This window comes from Clostridium sp. (genome assembly GCF_036569345.1).
Lineage (GTDB): Bacteria > Bacillota > Clostridia > Clostridiales > Clostridiaceae > Clostridium_AD.
On the sequence record NZ_DATCQT010000101.1, the window covers coordinates 1 to 15,303 of the forward strand.

The following is a 15,303-nucleotide window of genomic DNA, read 5'->3' on the forward strand; positions in this document are numbered from 1 at the left end:
AGGTACAGGTAGTTGGTTAGACCTTACCTAGTAGGATTCCCCTACTATATGTTAATAACTTACTAATGAAGATAGAATTGCTTCCATTTCCAAGAGGAAACATCACGCGTTTGCGTGCTGCTTCGCAGCTCGCACTATAATAAAATTATACCATATTTATATTGTATGTATCGTATATTTATCTTGGTTTTAACAAAAAAACTATAATATGATAGTTTTATTTTGCTAAAGGAACGGTTGCTATTTTTTATGTGCTAAATTACTACTTTAAAACATATAAGTAGTGGAGGTGGTTATATATGAATAGAACTATCGTGTGTAAAAAGTGTGATAGTAATAGAGTAACCTTTGAAAAAAAGGGACAGCAATTATATATCAAGTGCTCAAAATGTGAAAATACAATAATGAAAACGGTGCATCTAGAATCTTGGAATAAAAATGTAGCTAATAAATATAAACTTAGAATTAATATCGAGGATGACAGGTTAATTGAGGCAGATATAATTGAATCAGAAGGTAATAAGATAGAGTTTCAAACTTTAAGTAAAGAAGAAACAAAAATTCGGTTTATGTATGTAAAAGAATATGAATACGTAAGGCAACTTGGAGAAGACGAGTATATGGAAATAAGCAATTTAAAAAGACGAGGATTTAGAAAAATTCAAAAATCCAATGAAATAGAATATAAGAAGATGGAAGAGGCAGTGGATCGCTTTGAATATGAACATTCATTGTAGAATGGGTTCCAATAAGATATAAACTATAAAATGGTGAATAAACTTTTTATAGTTTATATTGATATAGATGAGTTTAAATCTAGAACTCAATCATGTTTCGAGTAATGGTCCCATGAGTTATGATATAATATATTTGTTAATATTCTTCAGGGAGGGCAGAAATTATATGATAGGGAGATTACTATTAAACAGATACGAGTTATTAGAGAAAATTGGTGAAGGTGGCATGGGAACTGTTTATAAAGCAAAGTGCCATTTATTAAATAGATTTGTCGCTGTAAAGATATTAAAAGCAGAGTTAAGTAATGATGAGGAGTTTGTTTCAAGGTTTAAAAGGGAAGCTATTTCAGTTGCAAAAATGGCACATCCAAACATAGTGAATGTTCATGATGTTGGTGAGGAAAACCATGTCAATTTTATAGTTTTGGAATATATTAATGGCAAAACATTAAAGCAAGTAATAAAGGAAAATGGTAGACTTAGCTCTGAGAAGACAATAGATATAGTTTTTCAAATATCCAAAGGACTTGAGGCTGCACATAAAAACAATATAATTCATCGAGATATAAAACCAGATAACATTATGATAACGGATGATGGGACGGTTAAGGTTATGGATTTTGGAATAGCTAAAGTTTTAGATTCAAGAACCGTGACCAAACTCAATAATGTTATGGGAACCGCACATTATTTTTCGCCAGAACAAGCGAAAGGAAGTATTGTAGATTGTAGAACGGATATTTATTCCTTAGGTATTGTGATGTATGAAATGGTGACCGGACGAGTACCTTATAATGCAGAAAGCGCTATTACTATAGCTATGATGCATATCCAAGAACTTCCTATCCCACCAAAGGAAATTATTAAAGATATACCTGAAAATGTAAACCAAGTAATTTTGAAGGCCATGCAAAAGGAACCTAATAAAAGATACCAAACGGCAAAGGAAATGGCAGAGAAGTTAAGGGAAATTAAAGAAGAATCTAAAGTTAAAGTAATTAACGACCTAGATGATGGTACAAAGATTATGGGTGCAGCAATTGCGTCAGATATAAAAAATGATTACACAACAGTTATGAGTGAAGCAGCAGGCGTCGAAAATACAACGGCTAAAAAAGATAAAGAAGGATTCCTTGGGAAAAAGAGGTTAAGCACTAATAAAAAAGCAATGATAGTTATTGCATCAATTATTTTAGTTATTATTGCTTCCGTTTTAGGAAAATTTATTTCCAAAGGGATGTCAGATAAAACATCAATTCCCGTTGTGAAAACTATTGTTCCCAAAGCAGTTGAAATGAAAGTTGTTCCACCACTTATTGGAAGTACTCAAGATATTGCAGAGCAGATTATAGTTAATGATGGATTTTTACTTGGTAATATTTCAAATGATTATAGTGATAATATTGCTAAGGGGTTAGTTATTAGTCAGTCACCTGCGGGAAATACATCTTATGAAAAAGATGGGAAGATTGATTTAGTTATAAGCCTAGGAAAAAAGGCTGTTCAAGTTATGCAGCCACAAGTAAAAATGGGGAAAGAAAAAAATAAGGGTAATCATAACAAAAGATAAGGTCAAAGGCTCTAGCAATTTTGCTAGAGCCTTTGATTCATTACATACTTCTAATTAACATATTACATTGCATTTCTATAAAGTTGAATAACTTGTTGCAAGCTAGCAAGTCGTGGATTTGTTGCTTGGCATACGTCTGCTTGAGCATTTGTGGCCATTACTTTGAAATCTTTTTCTTTAACACCAAGCTCAGCAAGTCCTGCAGGAATGCCAACTGATTTTGATAGCCTTTTAATTGAGTCAATTGCAAGTTGAGCAGCTTCAGTTACAGAAAGCCCATCTATATTTTCACCCATTGCAACAGCAATATCTCCGAATCTCTCTGCACTAGCTAAAATATTATACTCAGATACTATTGGAAGTAAAATAGCATTACATACACCATGAGGCAAATTGTAAAAACCACCTAGTTGATGTGCCATAGCATGCACGTATCCAAGGCTTGCATTATTAAAAGCCATACCACCTAAGAATTGAGCATAAGCCATTTGTTCTCTTGCTTCCATATCGCTGCCGTTTGCAACTGCTTTAGGTAGATATTTGGCTACAAGTTTTATTGACATTAAGGCAGCAGAATCTGTAAGTGGATTAGCTATTATAGAGACGTATGCTTCTATAGCATGAGTAAGAGCGTCCATACCAGTAGCTGCAGTAAGTGCTGGCGGCATACCAACCATTAATTCTGGATCATTAATTGATACTTTTGGCGTTACTCTCCAATCAGCTATAGCCATTTTAACTTTACGAGAAGTGTTGGTTATTACGCAGAAACGAGTCATCTCTGAACCAGTACCCGCCGTAGTATTAACAGCAACAAAAGGTGGTAAATTCTTGGTTGATATATCAAATCCTTCATAATCCCTAATATTTCCACCATTACTAGCTACTAAGCCGACACCTTTAGCACAATCATGAGAAGAACCACCACCAATAGATACTAATGAATCACAGGAATTTTCGGTATACATTTTCAAAGCTGCTTCTACATCCAAATCAGTTGGATTTGGTTCAGCGCCATCAAAAATAGCCACTTCTAGTCCAGCTTTTAGTATAATGTTTTTAACCTTTTCTGCCATACCCAATTTAGCTAACATAACATCTGTAACAATTAACACCTTTTTACCACCGAGGGTTTTAATTTGATCTCCGACATCATTAACAGTTCCCTCACCAAATAAATTTATTGTAGGAATGAAATAAGTACTTTTTAACATAATGAACACATCCTTCCGTTTTTTTAACATTTAATGTTTTTTTAATATTAAATGTCTATTCATATTGAAAATATTAATTTATTTTATTATGTTTTTTTCCTCTGTTGCTATAGTTAAAGTATACTTTAAAAAACTTCCAATTGCAAGGGAATTTATGAATAAATATACAACGTTATTGTTAATCCATTCACATCAAACGTTTACGAGAGTATAATTATTCAATAAATATGAATAATTATTCACAATGATAAAATATTGATTATTGAATAATTTTTATTTTCAACTAATAGGCAGTAAATGTAACACATCTTTACTGTCCTTTAGTATTTAAGCTATAGATTGCTGAAATAGTTATAAAATAGGGACCAATATGATGACGTTAATATTTTAATGAAATACATATTACATACAAAATGTTATTTTAATATCAAATGGTACATACGAGTAAAATGATTTTTGAGTATAATTTTATTATTATTTTGGTAATTTAATTTTTTTATATATGATTAAGAATATTGTCGAAATTTCGTGATATAATAAGTTAAAAACAAATAATTTAAAAGAAAAGGTGTGTACATAAAAATGAAAGCTTACAATGGTGATGAAATGAAAAAAGGAAAAAAATTTAATAGGTATAATGTTCTATTTGTAATTATGTTAGCTATATTTTCACTTATAATTGCAAAGTTATATTATATACAAGTAATAAGTGGACAATATTACAAGGATGTAGCAAAATCTAATGCTAAGAACATTATAACAATAGAGGCACCAAGAGGGCTCATAACAGACAAAAATGGAATAGGTCTCGCAACGGAAGCACCAGGTTATAACCTTACGTACACAGATTCAGCTAAGAATGGTACACAGGTATTTACAACACTACAAAAGGTATATAAAATTTTGGATGAGAATGGGGAAGTTCAGACAGATAGTTTTCCTTTAAAGATTAAACCATTTAGGTTTGATTTTAGTTCAAGTGATCCTAAGGGAATACAAGTTTTGCAGTTAAGGTTTTTAAAAGATAGAGGGCTTCAAGGTAGTATATTAAAAACAAAGTTTAAAAATAAAAAAGAGGAAGATTTATCAACAAATGAAACTACTCAACTTAATAATGAACTTTTGAAATTAAAACCGGAGCAAGTATATAATGAACTTCTTACGGAATATGGTGTATTAAAAGGAGTTTCAAGTTTACATATACAGGAAACACCTGATGTAATAAGAAGATATCTAATTGTGAAAGACAGTATTAAAATGAATTTTTTTCATTCTTACAAATCAATCAACATTGCAACTAATATAAAAAAAAATACATCGTTAATATTCGAGCAAAGTCTCACAGAATTACCTGGAATTAAGGTGGAAAATCAGCCTATGAGGCAATATCCTTATGGACAACTTGCTTCATCAGTTTTGGGATATATAAGCAAAATAAGCCCTACAGATCAAGCAAAATATTCAGCAAAGGGTTATGACGCTAGTAAAGATTATGTGGGAAAATCTGGAATAGAAGCTGCAATGGAAAGTAATCTTAAAGGAGAAAACGGAGGAGCAAAGATAACAAATCAGTTTTCTAGTAAGAAACCAGTTCCTGGAAACAATGTTCAGCTTACAATAGACGCAAATTTGCAATATGCCACAGAAAACGCTTTAAATAGTGAAATGAAGGTACTACAAGGTAAAGGAACTGTAAATGGTTTAAATGTATCAAATGCTACAAGAGGGGCAGCTGTTGCCATAGATGTTCATACTGGTGGAATATTAGCACTTTCTAGCCTGCCAGGTTACAATCCAAATGATTTTTCTACTTCACAGGGATTAACAGAAGCTCAATCAAAAAAATATTTTAATCCAGATTATGAAAATATGGCAAAAGCTCAAGGAAAATCACAAGAATTAATTGATTTTATGTTCCCAATAGACACAAGCATAAAGGGAAATACCACAATTAGAAAGGATAAGTTTGATTACTATCCAAAATACTTGTACAATTATGCAAGTATGTCACTTATTCCTTCAGGTTCTACATTTAAGCCAATGACAGCAATTGCAGGTCTTCAAACTGGAGTTATAGATGCTAATTCAACTTATCTTGATCAAGGTCAGTTTGATATAGGAGGAGGAGTTATAGATCATTTCATAACAGATGGGGCCCTTGGTCAGGTAAACGTAGTAAGTGCAATAGAAAAATCCAGTAACCCATTTTTCATGAATGTGGGTGGTTTATTAAGGTCAAAGTATGGTGATGATATTTTAGCTAAATATGCATGGGGATTTGGACTAGGAGCTAATCCTAATACAATTAACCCTGGGACAGGAATAGAAATAAATGAAAATTTTGGGCAAGTATATAATACAGTGTCCCAGAAAAATCTATCAGCTTCTCAATATCTTTTTAATATTGAGCAGGATTTAACCCTTGGAGTTTCTGCTACAGGTACGAAATTTCCAAAGGTAGATTTGTATGATAGAAATGGAGATGACCAAATTCTTTATAATGGAATAAAACTTTCAGATATAAAAACCAAAATTAAAGATGATATACAGAACTCTATAAAAACTGGAACTTTTTCAACAAAGAATTACGTGGATTTATTTACGCAATTAATTGCTGCAGATCCTAAGTATAAAGCACAAAAATTTACTGCAGCTAATTTAAAAGCGATTGTATATGATGTAAACAGCCTAGCGACACAGGCACATGGTTCTTTAAGTTATCCATATAATATGTATATTGCCTCTATTGGTCAGGGTATGGATAATTTCACACCTCTCCAGATGGGAAATTATATAGCAACTCTTGCCAATGGTGGAACAAGATATAAACTTCATTTGGTTGATAACATAAAAGACTCTAATGGAAAGTTGATATCTAAAACGAAACCTGTAGTAATAGATAAAGCTGATATGAGTGCAAAAACCAGAGATTTAGTTATGCAGGGTATGAATAACGTTACAGGTGCAGGCGGTAATACCGATGGTACTGCGTCCCAAGCACTTGGAGATTTTCCTATTCCTACAGGTGGTAAAACGGGTACAGCACAGTTTAATACATCTGATATACAAAATAAAGTTGGTAGAGGAGATTATGGGTGGTATGTAGGCTATGCACCAGCTGACAATCCTCAAGTTGCTATAGCTATAGTTATTTTTGACGGAGGTTATGGTAGTGATGTTGCAAATGTGGCTAAAGGTATGTACGAGAGTTATTTTAAAAATGATCCTCGGCTTTCAAAGTATAAGAATAAGTATGACATAAAATTAAAACGTATTAATTAGCAATATAGTGAATTAAATTATTGTTTACAAATAATTTTAATGCAGGTCATCTAAACTTCACAAAGTAAGACTATAATAAGATTATAATCATTAATTTGATTTTTAATTAGAGCCCCCCTTTAATTAAATATAGAACGATTATTAACACTGGTGAAAGCCAGTGTTTTTTTGTGCTAGAAAATGTATATTTATTTTTCTAATGTTTACTTTAAATATTCTGAATTATCTTTCAATTTTTTAAAATGTAGCACAATTATTAATTGATTCGTAGTATAATAGAGAAACTTAGACTTATTAAGTTATGTAATTTTATCACTAATGAAGGAGGAATATGGATGAAGATAGTTTATCGCTTATTATTTGCTTTACATGTATTTGTAGGACTAGTGGCAATGGTTGGAGGGCCAACTGCTATTTTAAATCCTCAAGAACCATTTGGAATGTCAGTTGAGCTTTTAGAACATTCACCTTTTATTAATTATCTCATACCTGGGATTATGTTATTTATTCTAATTGGGATTGGAAATATTACTTGTGCTTTGGCATTTCATTTTAAGTCAAGGTATCAAGGTTATTTAAGTGGTGTTATTAGTTGCATTCTAGTCATTTGGGTTATTGTTCAATGCATTATGCTAGATGCTATTGCATTCCGAAATGTTTTATTTCTTGTCATTGGGTTAATTCAAGTTGTATTATCTATGATTATTTTGTTTGAAAAACGTCAGTTCCCCACAAATATTATCCTATATTTTTATAAAAAAATTATAGTCATGTCAAAAGGGTAATTCACCTTTGACATGACCTTTTTTATTAGTTATAAAAATGTAAACAAAAGTGTAGAGTTTCATAGAATCATTAAGAATTTAAAGATTTTTTAGGGACAAGCCTTTTTAATTAATCACATTGACATAATTCATAGTCTCGAGATTACAGAATAAGTATAAAATGCATTGAATAATTTGTAAAATTATAATATAATTAGACTAAATTAGTATTATTTGAGGAGGAAAATGAGTATGAATATAAATTTTGATGACATTAAAAAAAAATTCAATGAAAAAGCTAAAGAGTACTCACAAGACAAAAATAAAACAAAGAATCTATTAGATGAAGCTATTAAGAAAGCAAAGAAGATAGGACCTTTTGAAGAAATATGGGAAAATCTCCAATTACTTTTTGGAATTGTGAAAGATTGGATAAACGGTAGTTATAAAGACATTCCTACAGGATCAATTATATGTATAATAATCGGTTTATTATATCTAGTTTCTCCAATAGATATTATTCCCGATTTTCTTCCGGGTGGTTTAATTGATGATGCTGTGGTGTTAGGGATAATAATCAAACAAGTTAGAAGTGATTTAGATAAATATAAAAACTGGCTTGATGAAAATAAAATAGAAGGAATGTAAAATGGACTTGTTTAATTTAACCACATTGCAGTGGTTTTGGGTAATACTCGCAGCTTTTTTAGTCGGATTTTCAAAAACAGGGATCAGTGGATTAACTATGCTTATTATACCCATTATAGCTGGTATATTTGGTGGTAAGGCATCTACTGGAATAATTCTACCGATGCTTTTGATGGGTGATGTTTTTGCGGTATATTATTATAAGAGACATGCTAATTGGGGTAAAATTAGAAAGCTACTTCCATGGGCACTAGTTGGAATATTAATTGGTGGTGTAGTTGGAAATTATATAAATGATAAACAATTTAAGTCTTTTATAGCTATTTCTGTTTTGATCTGCGTAATTATACTTATTTATACTGAAAAAAAGGGCGATAAACTTAAAGTGCCAAAAGGAGCTTGGTTCAATATTTTGATAGGTATAGCTTGTGGATTTACTTCAATGATTGGTAATGCAGCAGGGCCAGTATTCAGTATTTATCTATTGACAATAGGTTTAAAGAAAAATAATTATATGGGAACAGCCTCCTGGTTCTTTTTTATAATAAATTTAACCAAGCTTCCATTACAGATTTTTTTCTGGCATAATATTTCAGCTAAAACAACTATTTTAGCTTGCACTATGATACCAGCAATTACTTTAGGAGCATTCCTAGGAATCAAAGTTGTTAAAAGGCTTAATGAAAAACTCTTTCGATATATTATTATATCAATGACAACTTTAGTAGCAATAAAATTAGGTATTGGGTAGAATATAGACTTAACTAGTTAAACAATAAAAAAAAGGATAACAAAACTGCTATAATGTCAGTTTTGTTATTCTTTTTTATTAATGGTATATAGGAATTTACATTCCAAATGTAACAATTAATAAACCAACTGAATATTAATATATTACAGATAATAAGCCAGTTAAAAATATAAAACATCAACCCAAAGTGGAGCAAAATTTAATATAAGGGGGATTAATAATGGGTAAAATAATTGACTGGAAAAAGGAATATCAAGGTTGCTTTGAAGACACTGAAAAAGACACTTTGGTAGTTATTCATCAATTCGTTAAAGCGTTTTATAGAGATGAAGGACAAGAAGAATGCGAAATACACCCCTACGAAATAAATGGCTTTGAAGTAGGTCTTGTTTCCTACCTTAATCTTTTAGAAAAGGGTCTATTACCATATATCATTAAAAACATTAACGTTCTAGCAGTTAAGAAATTCGAAAGACTTACAAAATTATTTCCAGAAGTTGATATTCCACAAGAGTTCTATATTGGATTCCTGAAAGGGTTCTGTAGTGTCTATTAAAACAAATCACTTCCCATATAAATAAAAGACAAAATAAAAAAGGGGCATAAGCCCCTCAAAACTATAAACATAAAATACTTGTTATTATGTTCATCATTTATTTTAGATAATATTACATTGCTAGTCTAAAGAGTTCAACTACTTCTTTTAAAGAAGCAAGGCGTGGATTTGTTGCCTGACATGCATCATTTTTTGCATTTCCAGCCATTACTTCGAAATCTTTTTCTTTAACTCCAAGTTCAGAAAGTCCTGCAGGAATACCAACTGATTTTGATAATCTTTTAATTGAGTCAATTGCAACGTGAGCAGCTGCAGTTACAGAAAGTCCATCTATATTTTCACCCATTGCAGCAGCTATTTCAGCGAATCTCTCTGCACGAGCTAAGATATTAAACTCAGATACTATTGGAAGTAAAATAGCATTACATACACCATGAGGCAAGTTGTAGAATCCACCAAGTTGATGTGCCATAGCATGCACGTATCCAAGGCTTGCATTATTAAAGGCCATACCAGCTAAGAATTGAGCATAAGACATTTGTTCTCTTGCTTCCATATCTGTACCATTTGCAACTGCTTTCGATAGATATTTAGATACAAGTTTTATAGCCATTAAAGCAGCAGAATCTGTAAGAGGATTAGCTGCAGTAGATACATATGCTTCTATTGCATGAGTAAGAGCGTCCATACCAGTAGCTGCAGTAAGTGATGGTGGCATACCAACCATTAATTCTGGATCATTAATTGAAACTTTTGGAGTTACTCTCCAATCAACTATAGCCATTTTAACTTTACGAGAAGTATTTGTTATTATGCAGAAACGAGTCATCTCTGAACCGGTACCAGCTGTAGTATTAACTGCAACAAAAGGTGGGAACTCTTTAGATGATTTATCTAATCCTTCATAATCCCTAATATTTCCACCATTAGAAGCTACAAGTCCAAGACCTTTAGCACAATCATGAGAAGAACCACCGCCAAGAGATACTATTGCATCACATGAATTTTCCGTCCATGCTTCAAAAGCTGCTTCTACATCTAAATCAGTTGGGTTTGGTTCAGCACCATTAAAAATTACGCATTCAAGTCCTGCACCTACTATGATATCTTTAACCTTGTCTGCCATACCTAATTTAGCTAACATTGCATCAGTAACAATTAATACTTTTTTGCCACCTAAAGTTTTAATTTGAGTTCCAACATCATTAACCGATCCTTCACCAAATAAATTTATTGTAGGAATAAAATAAGCACTTTTTAACATAAATAACACATCCTTCTTTTTTATTTACATTAATATTTTTTCAATATTAATGTTTATTTTTTTTGATTATCAATTTATTGTATTATGTTTTCCCTAGTTGCTATATTTAAAGTATACTTTTAAAAACTTACAATTGCAAGGGTATTTTTGAATAATTATTCAATATTTACTGTTTATTTATTATCATTAAACGTTTACTTACGTATAAATATGCAATTAATATGAATAAATATACGGATTGATAAAATACTGATTATCAAATAATTAACATATTATGGTTAATTGATCCAGAAGTATTGACATGCTGATCATTTTACGAACACTTATTTTTGGGCAAAGAAGCATTTAATAATTTTTTCTTATTAAAAGGGATTAATTAAAAAATATACAATGACGTTAATATTTTACTGCATTACATATTTAATACAAAATGATATTTAAATGTCAAATGATAAATAAGATTAAAATCAATTATCTGAACAATTACCTAGTAGCAAAATCATATTATATTCTATTGTAATTTATATTCATATTTTCATTTATTGTACTTTAATTGTATTTTTTTCTTTTATAATATTGCAATATTATAAAATTAGATATACAATTATGTAATGGATTACATATGTTGCAAAAGTAATTTAATTAAAATGTAACACATTGTATTGTATTTTTTTTTCATAATAATTTATGGAGGCGTAATAATGAGCGACATTAAGTCCACAAGTTTTAAGGTTCATGAAGACGATATAAGAAAATTTAGAGGATTTGCAGAAGCAAACAACTTAAATCAGGGTGAAATGATTACAGCTTTAGTAAATGCATTCGACTTATCAAGAGTTGGAAGTCAAATATTTAATAGCATGGAGGAGAAGAAAAGTATATTAGAGTATGAATTAAAGTATGAATTAAAGGATTATGATAATAGTTTTATTTAGTAAATGAAAATTGTTAATATAAAAGCATCAATACATTTTATTCATGTATTGATGCTTTTATATTTTTGTCTCTTTTATATATTGTTATATAGCACGTTATTTCTTTCTAAAAAAAGGATTATTGAATTGTTACTCGATTTTCTATTTTAGAAACTGGCACTTTTTTAAACCAGAATAAATTAATAAGTAAAAATATAGCACTGCCAACTAGAATCTGAAATGGATACACCCAATAATTATTTGTTGGAATAATTATTGGCAACAAAGTAATAGCTGCAGCAGGCGGAAAGGAAAATTGTAAAATATAAAATATAAGCAAAATACTGACCACAGACAACCCACCTGAAATCCAAAGAGGCCAGTGTAAAAAATAATATATTAAGTATAGCCATATAACTCCTGAAAAGGCCGAAAGCACCAGTGATATGAAAACTAGCCTAGTCTTCAAATGCAATGTTCCCTTTAGTTTAGCCAGTTCCACAAAAGCAACAATCAAAGGTGGAGCAACAATGTAGTTCCAATGGAAATATAAAGCAACTGCTGAAACCATCAGTATACTCATGAACATCTTAATCCAGTTTATTAATGAATCATTAGGTAGGTTAACTTTTTCAATTTCGTTAAGAACTTCCACAGGGCTATCACTCGTATGATCTTTTTTATAAGATGTATCTATTATTTTTTTGATACAGGCAATTATTCCTGTAAGTAAACATACAGACAAGGGATAATACCAACTTTGAGTATGCATGAGAATTGGAAGAATTGCTGCTGAATAGGAAGGAGAGACTTGTGAACCCATAATCTTCAACTGTAGAGAAACAAGAACAAATGCTCCAGCAATCATTAAAAAGGGTGAGTACGGTAAAAATCTAGTTATAATCAATCCAGTCAGAGAGGCAATAGTTGGAGATAGCCAAAAATATAAGGTCTTGTTTCCCCAAGTTGATTTTTCCATAACCCAAGCACCAATGGCAAGAGCCAGAATTTCTGGAAAAATAATTTCTTTTTCTCCTGTATATTCTGAAATTATACACATAGCAACGATTAGTACTATGACTAAAGGTATAAATTGTTTCCTCATCTTGATCCCTCCTATAATTCATTTTATAATTTTAGAGCTCTCATAATCTTTATTTAACATTTATGGGTATTATAACATAATAGTAAATGTTTACATTGGAAGATAAAAAAATATCTAGTGATATTGTATAAAATTCAAATTAACAAATAACTAAGATTTAAAAGGAACATTCTTAACCCTATATTTAAGCAAAATAAAAAGAGCATCATTGATGATGCTCTAACTCATATATTCTTATATATTCTTGTATATCTTTTTTAATTATTTTGCCACTGCTCACTAATCTAAAACAATTTTTATGGTAACCAAGTTGAGAATAAATAGAACAATTATCTGAAAAATCGATTTGTTCTATGATTTCACTCCAATCCAACTCATCAAAATTATCTGCAATATTACCATTATTAGACATTATATATTTAAAAATATAATATTCTTCATCTAAATCAGTTTTATAATATTTTACTAAATGTGTACTTTTACTATTTTTTGTAAGCGGATAAATACTAATAATTTTAGTCCAAACTAATTCGTCTTTATCGGTATCAAATTTTTCTTTATTATCAATTACCATAATATCACCCTGTATAACAGTATTCTTAATTAGAGGCTTTAATTACACATATATTTTTTAAATTAATCAATAAATACTATTATTTATTTTTAAGGGGTATAATAATTATTAATGTAGGAATACTCTACATACTTTGGATAACTTCTTTTTGAATATCAATTATCTCTGCATCAGTATTAGATTCTATATAAGTTATAATATGTTCCATTGTAGAATCCAGTTGTGAGGTTGTTGCGCAGATTCCTACAATACCTATAACTATTGTTTGATGAATATCCTGCTGATCTACTTCTGCTACTGATATGTTAAATTTATTCTTTAGTTTTTGGACAATACTTTTTACAACCATTCTTTTTTCCTTTAATGAATGTGACCATGATGCTCTTAGGGTAACTCTCATAAGTAAAATTTTCACTATTTCTCACCGCCAATTTTACTATAAATATAATTTAGTATCAATTCTTCTATCATAATCTGACCAATTATCAGGTTCTGTTTTAAATGTAGTATGTGTAAAAATACTATTTATATTTATTGGTGTATTAGATTTATATAGACAACATTTAAATAAGAATCAGTGGCTACAAATAGCTACTGGTGCTCAATAAGTTAACCTAATGAAAAGTAATTTACTTTGTAATGACGATTTCACTTTCGGAGAGTGTATTAAGTCTAGTATTTTCTATATGTAACGTAGTTATTTCATCATTGAAGGTTTTATTGTTAGTCTCTAAAGATTCTATTTTAGTTTCTAGATCTTCTATTTTAACTTCTAAAGTTTTAGTCTTAATTTTAAAAGTTTCATTTTCAATCTTTAATGCAACATTATCATTTTTACTCATTTCAATTTTAGTCTGAAAATGATCAGCCTCTTTTGTTAGTTTCCTATTACCACGACTCAGTGAGAATTCTTTTTGTAAACCAAATAGAGTTGAAACTATAGCACCTATAATTGCAGATACAAAAATTACAAGGGCCAAGGAAATGCTAAATTTTGTAGAAAAGAAATTAACAGATATTACTGCAGCATTTTGAATACCAAATAGAGCCACTATTATAGCAAAAATCAAAGAAATTATAAATCCAATTCTCATAAGACATTACCTCCTTTGTTTATTATATATGTTGAATTATAACATATTTTAAGTGACTATTTGTTATATAAATCCGAATTTTCGAATATATTACCTATAATTTCTCCTAGGGTTACGTCAATAATACTACGACTCAAAGATCCATTTAATTCTTCAAGCTGAAAATTTACTATAGTTTCATTCCAAGAAACATTGTAAACAGTGGATGAAATTTTAATATAATCGCCTTCATATACATTGACTCCATTCATGTCAGATAAGTAAACCCATTGAAGCAATTCAAATTCTTCAATAGGCCTCCAAGTTAAACCTGGAAGCTTAAGTGCAGCTGGAGTTGAATTTCGTGCATCAAAAGTCATTCCTTGTAATTTATGCATTTTCTGTTTTAAATTATCCCAAACTCTAAATTTTATTTCTCTCATGTTAAGTAACCAGCCCTTCTTTATAATTTTGTTTATTGTTTTTGTTTGATTTTTCAATGGAATTAATAAATCATATCTACATTTTTTTTAAGTAATATAATAATATATATTCATCTAATTTTTGGCTCAATTTTAATACTTTTTGATGATTTAAACCTTCTAGCGTGATAAGGCTTTCTAATTCTTCTCTTAGTCTTTCTATAACAAGTGCCACATTACCCATTAATGTTATCCTTTCTAAATCTTGATAAATGCAAATTAAACTATATAACGAATTGAATACCATACTAGCTGCGTATATTGATTTCTTAGGTTATAACTAGATCAATAAAATGTACATGAAAACAGGGAAATAACCTCATATATAAATACGTTAACTCATTGATATTTAAGGGGGTAAAATAATTA

16 protein-coding genes are annotated in these 15,303 nt (G+C 30.2%); 8 read left to right on the plus strand and 8 right to left on the minus strand.

What is annotated here, in order from left to right; genetic code table 11:
• Nucleotides 1-299: 299 nt before the first annotated feature.
• On the plus strand, nucleotides 300-737 hold the full coding sequence (locus VIM70_RS09890) for a hypothetical protein (protein ID WP_331945591.1): 438 nt from the start codon (nucleotides 300-302) through the stop codon (nucleotides 735-737).
• Between the two features lie 166 nt (nucleotides 738-903).
• A complete protein-coding gene (gene pknB, locus VIM70_RS09895; protein ID WP_331945592.1) occupies nucleotides 904-2,307 on the plus strand; it encodes a Stk1 family PASTA domain-containing Ser/Thr kinase in 1,404 nt (467 codons plus the stop codon).
• 62 nt (nucleotides 2,308-2,369) lie between these two features.
• On the opposite strand, the gene VIM70_RS09900 is transcribed toward pknB, so the two are convergent.
• Nucleotides 2,370-3,521, minus strand: coding sequence for an iron-containing alcohol dehydrogenase (locus tag VIM70_RS09900; RefSeq protein ID WP_331945593.1), 1,152 nt, complete (start codon nucleotides 3,519-3,521; stop codon nucleotides 2,370-2,372).
• Between the two features lie 582 nt (nucleotides 3,522-4,103).
• Between VIM70_RS09900 and VIM70_RS09905 the strand changes: the two genes are divergently transcribed.
• The 5 genes from VIM70_RS09905 to VIM70_RS09925 all read left to right on the plus strand — a co-directional run bounded on the left by VIM70_RS09905 (nucleotide 4,104) and on the right by VIM70_RS09925 (nucleotide 9,522).
• Nucleotides 4,104-6,803 carry a peptidoglycan D,D-transpeptidase FtsI family protein gene (locus VIM70_RS09905; RefSeq protein WP_331945594.1) on the plus strand — a complete coding sequence of 900 codons (2,700 nt, stop codon included), beginning with the start codon at nucleotides 4,104-4,106 and terminating at the stop codon, nucleotides 6,801-6,803.
• 335 nt (nucleotides 6,804-7,138) lie between these two features.
• Nucleotides 7,139-7,588, plus strand: a complete 450-nt coding sequence (locus VIM70_RS09910; protein ID WP_331945595.1) for a hypothetical protein — start codon at nucleotides 7,139-7,141, stop codon at nucleotides 7,586-7,588.
• A gap of 231 nt (nucleotides 7,589-7,819) precedes the next feature.
• Entirely contained in the window at nucleotides 7,820-8,215 is a 396-nt protein-coding gene (locus VIM70_RS09915; RefSeq protein WP_331945596.1) for a YkvA family protein, read from the plus strand.
• 1 nt (nucleotide 8,216) lies between these two features.
• Nucleotides 8,217-8,966, plus strand: coding sequence for a sulfite exporter TauE/SafE family protein (locus VIM70_RS09920; RefSeq protein WP_331945597.1), 750 nt, complete (start codon nucleotides 8,217-8,219; stop codon nucleotides 8,964-8,966).
• A 220-nt stretch (nucleotides 8,967-9,186) separates the two neighbouring features.
• Nucleotides 9,187-9,522: a hypothetical protein gene (locus tag VIM70_RS09925; RefSeq protein ID WP_331945598.1), complete on the plus strand. Its 336-nt coding sequence runs from the start codon at nucleotides 9,187-9,189 to the stop codon at nucleotides 9,520-9,522.
• Nucleotides 9,523-9,634: 112 nt separating this feature from the next.
• On the opposite strand, the gene VIM70_RS09930 is transcribed toward VIM70_RS09925, so the two are convergent.
• Entirely contained in the window at nucleotides 9,635-10,786 is a 1,152-nt protein-coding gene (locus VIM70_RS09930) for an iron-containing alcohol dehydrogenase (RefSeq protein WP_331945599.1), read from the minus strand.
• A 701-nt stretch (nucleotides 10,787-11,487) separates the two neighbouring features.
• On the opposite strand from VIM70_RS09930, the gene VIM70_RS09935 reads away from it, so the two are divergent.
• Complete coding sequence (locus VIM70_RS09935) at nucleotides 11,488-11,721, plus strand: hypothetical protein (RefSeq protein ID WP_331945600.1); 234 nt, start codon at nucleotides 11,488-11,490, stop codon at nucleotides 11,719-11,721.
• 118 nt (nucleotides 11,722-11,839) lie between these two features.
• On the opposite strand, the gene VIM70_RS09940 is transcribed toward VIM70_RS09935, so the two are convergent.
• The 6 genes from VIM70_RS09940 to VIM70_RS09965 all read right to left on the minus strand — a co-directional run bounded on the left by VIM70_RS09940 (nucleotide 11,840) and on the right by VIM70_RS09965 (nucleotide 15,118).
• Nucleotides 11,840-12,805: an HPP family protein gene (locus VIM70_RS09940; protein ID WP_331945601.1), complete on the minus strand. Its 966-nt coding sequence runs from the start codon at nucleotides 12,803-12,805 to the stop codon at nucleotides 11,840-11,842.
• 205 nt (nucleotides 12,806-13,010) lie between these two features.
• Nucleotides 13,011-13,379 (minus strand): hypothetical protein, encoded by a 369-nt coding sequence (locus VIM70_RS09945; RefSeq protein ID WP_331945602.1) that lies wholly within the window; start codon nucleotides 13,377-13,379, stop codon nucleotides 13,011-13,013.
• 124 nt (nucleotides 13,380-13,503) lie between these two features.
• Nucleotides 13,504-13,794, minus strand: coding sequence for a DUF503 domain-containing protein (locus VIM70_RS09950; RefSeq protein WP_331945603.1), 291 nt, complete (start codon nucleotides 13,792-13,794; stop codon nucleotides 13,504-13,506).
• Between the two features lie 214 nt (nucleotides 13,795-14,008).
• Nucleotides 14,009-14,473, minus strand: a complete 465-nt coding sequence (locus VIM70_RS09955; RefSeq protein ID WP_331945604.1) for a lipopolysaccharide assembly protein LapA domain-containing protein — start codon at nucleotides 14,471-14,473, stop codon at nucleotides 14,009-14,011.
• 56 nt (nucleotides 14,474-14,529) lie between these two features.
• Nucleotides 14,530-14,895 (minus strand): YopX family protein, encoded by a 366-nt coding sequence (locus VIM70_RS09960; protein ID WP_331945605.1) that lies wholly within the window; start codon nucleotides 14,893-14,895, stop codon nucleotides 14,530-14,532.
• A gap of 76 nt (nucleotides 14,896-14,971) precedes the next feature.
• The gene (locus VIM70_RS09965) at nucleotides 14,972-15,118 is read right to left on the minus strand and encodes an aspartyl-phosphate phosphatase Spo0E family protein (RefSeq protein WP_331945606.1); all 147 of its coding nucleotides are present in this window, start codon (nucleotides 15,116-15,118) and stop codon (nucleotides 14,972-14,974) included.
• Between the last annotated feature and the right edge of the window lie 185 nt (nucleotides 15,119-15,303).

Coding starts and splice junctions, on each gene's coding strand:
- VIM70_RS09890 (WP_331945591.1), top strand. CDS start 300: ATGAATAGAACTATCGTGTGTAAAAAGTGTGATAGTAATAGAGTAACC.
- VIM70_RS09930 (WP_331945599.1), bottom strand. CDS start 10,786: ATGTTAAAAAGTGCTTATTTTATTCCTACAATAAATTTATTTGGTGAA.
- VIM70_RS09925 (WP_331945598.1), top strand. CDS start 9,187: ATGGGTAAAATAATTGACTGGAAAAAGGAATATCAAGGTTGCTTTGAA.
- VIM70_RS09905 (WP_331945594.1), top strand. CDS start 4,104: ATGAAAGCTTACAATGGTGATGAAATGAAAAAAGGAAAAAAATTTAAT.
- VIM70_RS09900 (WP_331945593.1), bottom strand. CDS start 3,521: ATGTTAAAAAGTACTTATTTCATTCCTACAATAAATTTATTTGGTGAG.
- pknB (WP_331945592.1), top strand. CDS start 904: ATGATAGGGAGATTACTATTAAACAGATACGAGTTATTAGAGAAAATT.
- VIM70_RS09920 (WP_331945597.1), top strand. CDS start 8,217: ATGGACTTGTTTAATTTAACCACATTGCAGTGGTTTTGGGTAATACTC.
- VIM70_RS09945 (WP_331945602.1), bottom strand. CDS start 13,379: ATGGTAATTGATAATAAAGAAAAATTTGATACCGATAAAGACGAATTA.
- VIM70_RS09915 (WP_331945596.1), top strand. CDS start 7,820: ATGAATATAAATTTTGATGACATTAAAAAAAAATTCAATGAAAAAGCT.
- VIM70_RS09960 (WP_331945605.1), bottom strand. CDS start 14,895: ATGAGAGAAATAAAATTTAGAGTTTGGGATAATTTAAAACAGAAAATG.
- VIM70_RS09955 (WP_331945604.1), bottom strand. CDS start 14,473: ATGAGAATTGGATTTATAATTTCTTTGATTTTTGCTATAATAGTGGCT.
- VIM70_RS09965 (WP_331945606.1), bottom strand. CDS start 15,118: ATGGGTAATGTGGCACTTGTTATAGAAAGACTAAGAGAAGAATTAGAA.
- VIM70_RS09935 (WP_331945600.1), top strand. CDS start 11,488: ATGAGCGACATTAAGTCCACAAGTTTTAAGGTTCATGAAGACGATATA.
- VIM70_RS09910 (WP_331945595.1), top strand. CDS start 7,139: ATGAAGATAGTTTATCGCTTATTATTTGCTTTACATGTATTTGTAGGA.
- VIM70_RS09940 (WP_331945601.1), bottom strand. CDS start 12,805: ATGAGGAAACAATTTATACCTTTAGTCATAGTACTAATCGTTGCTATG.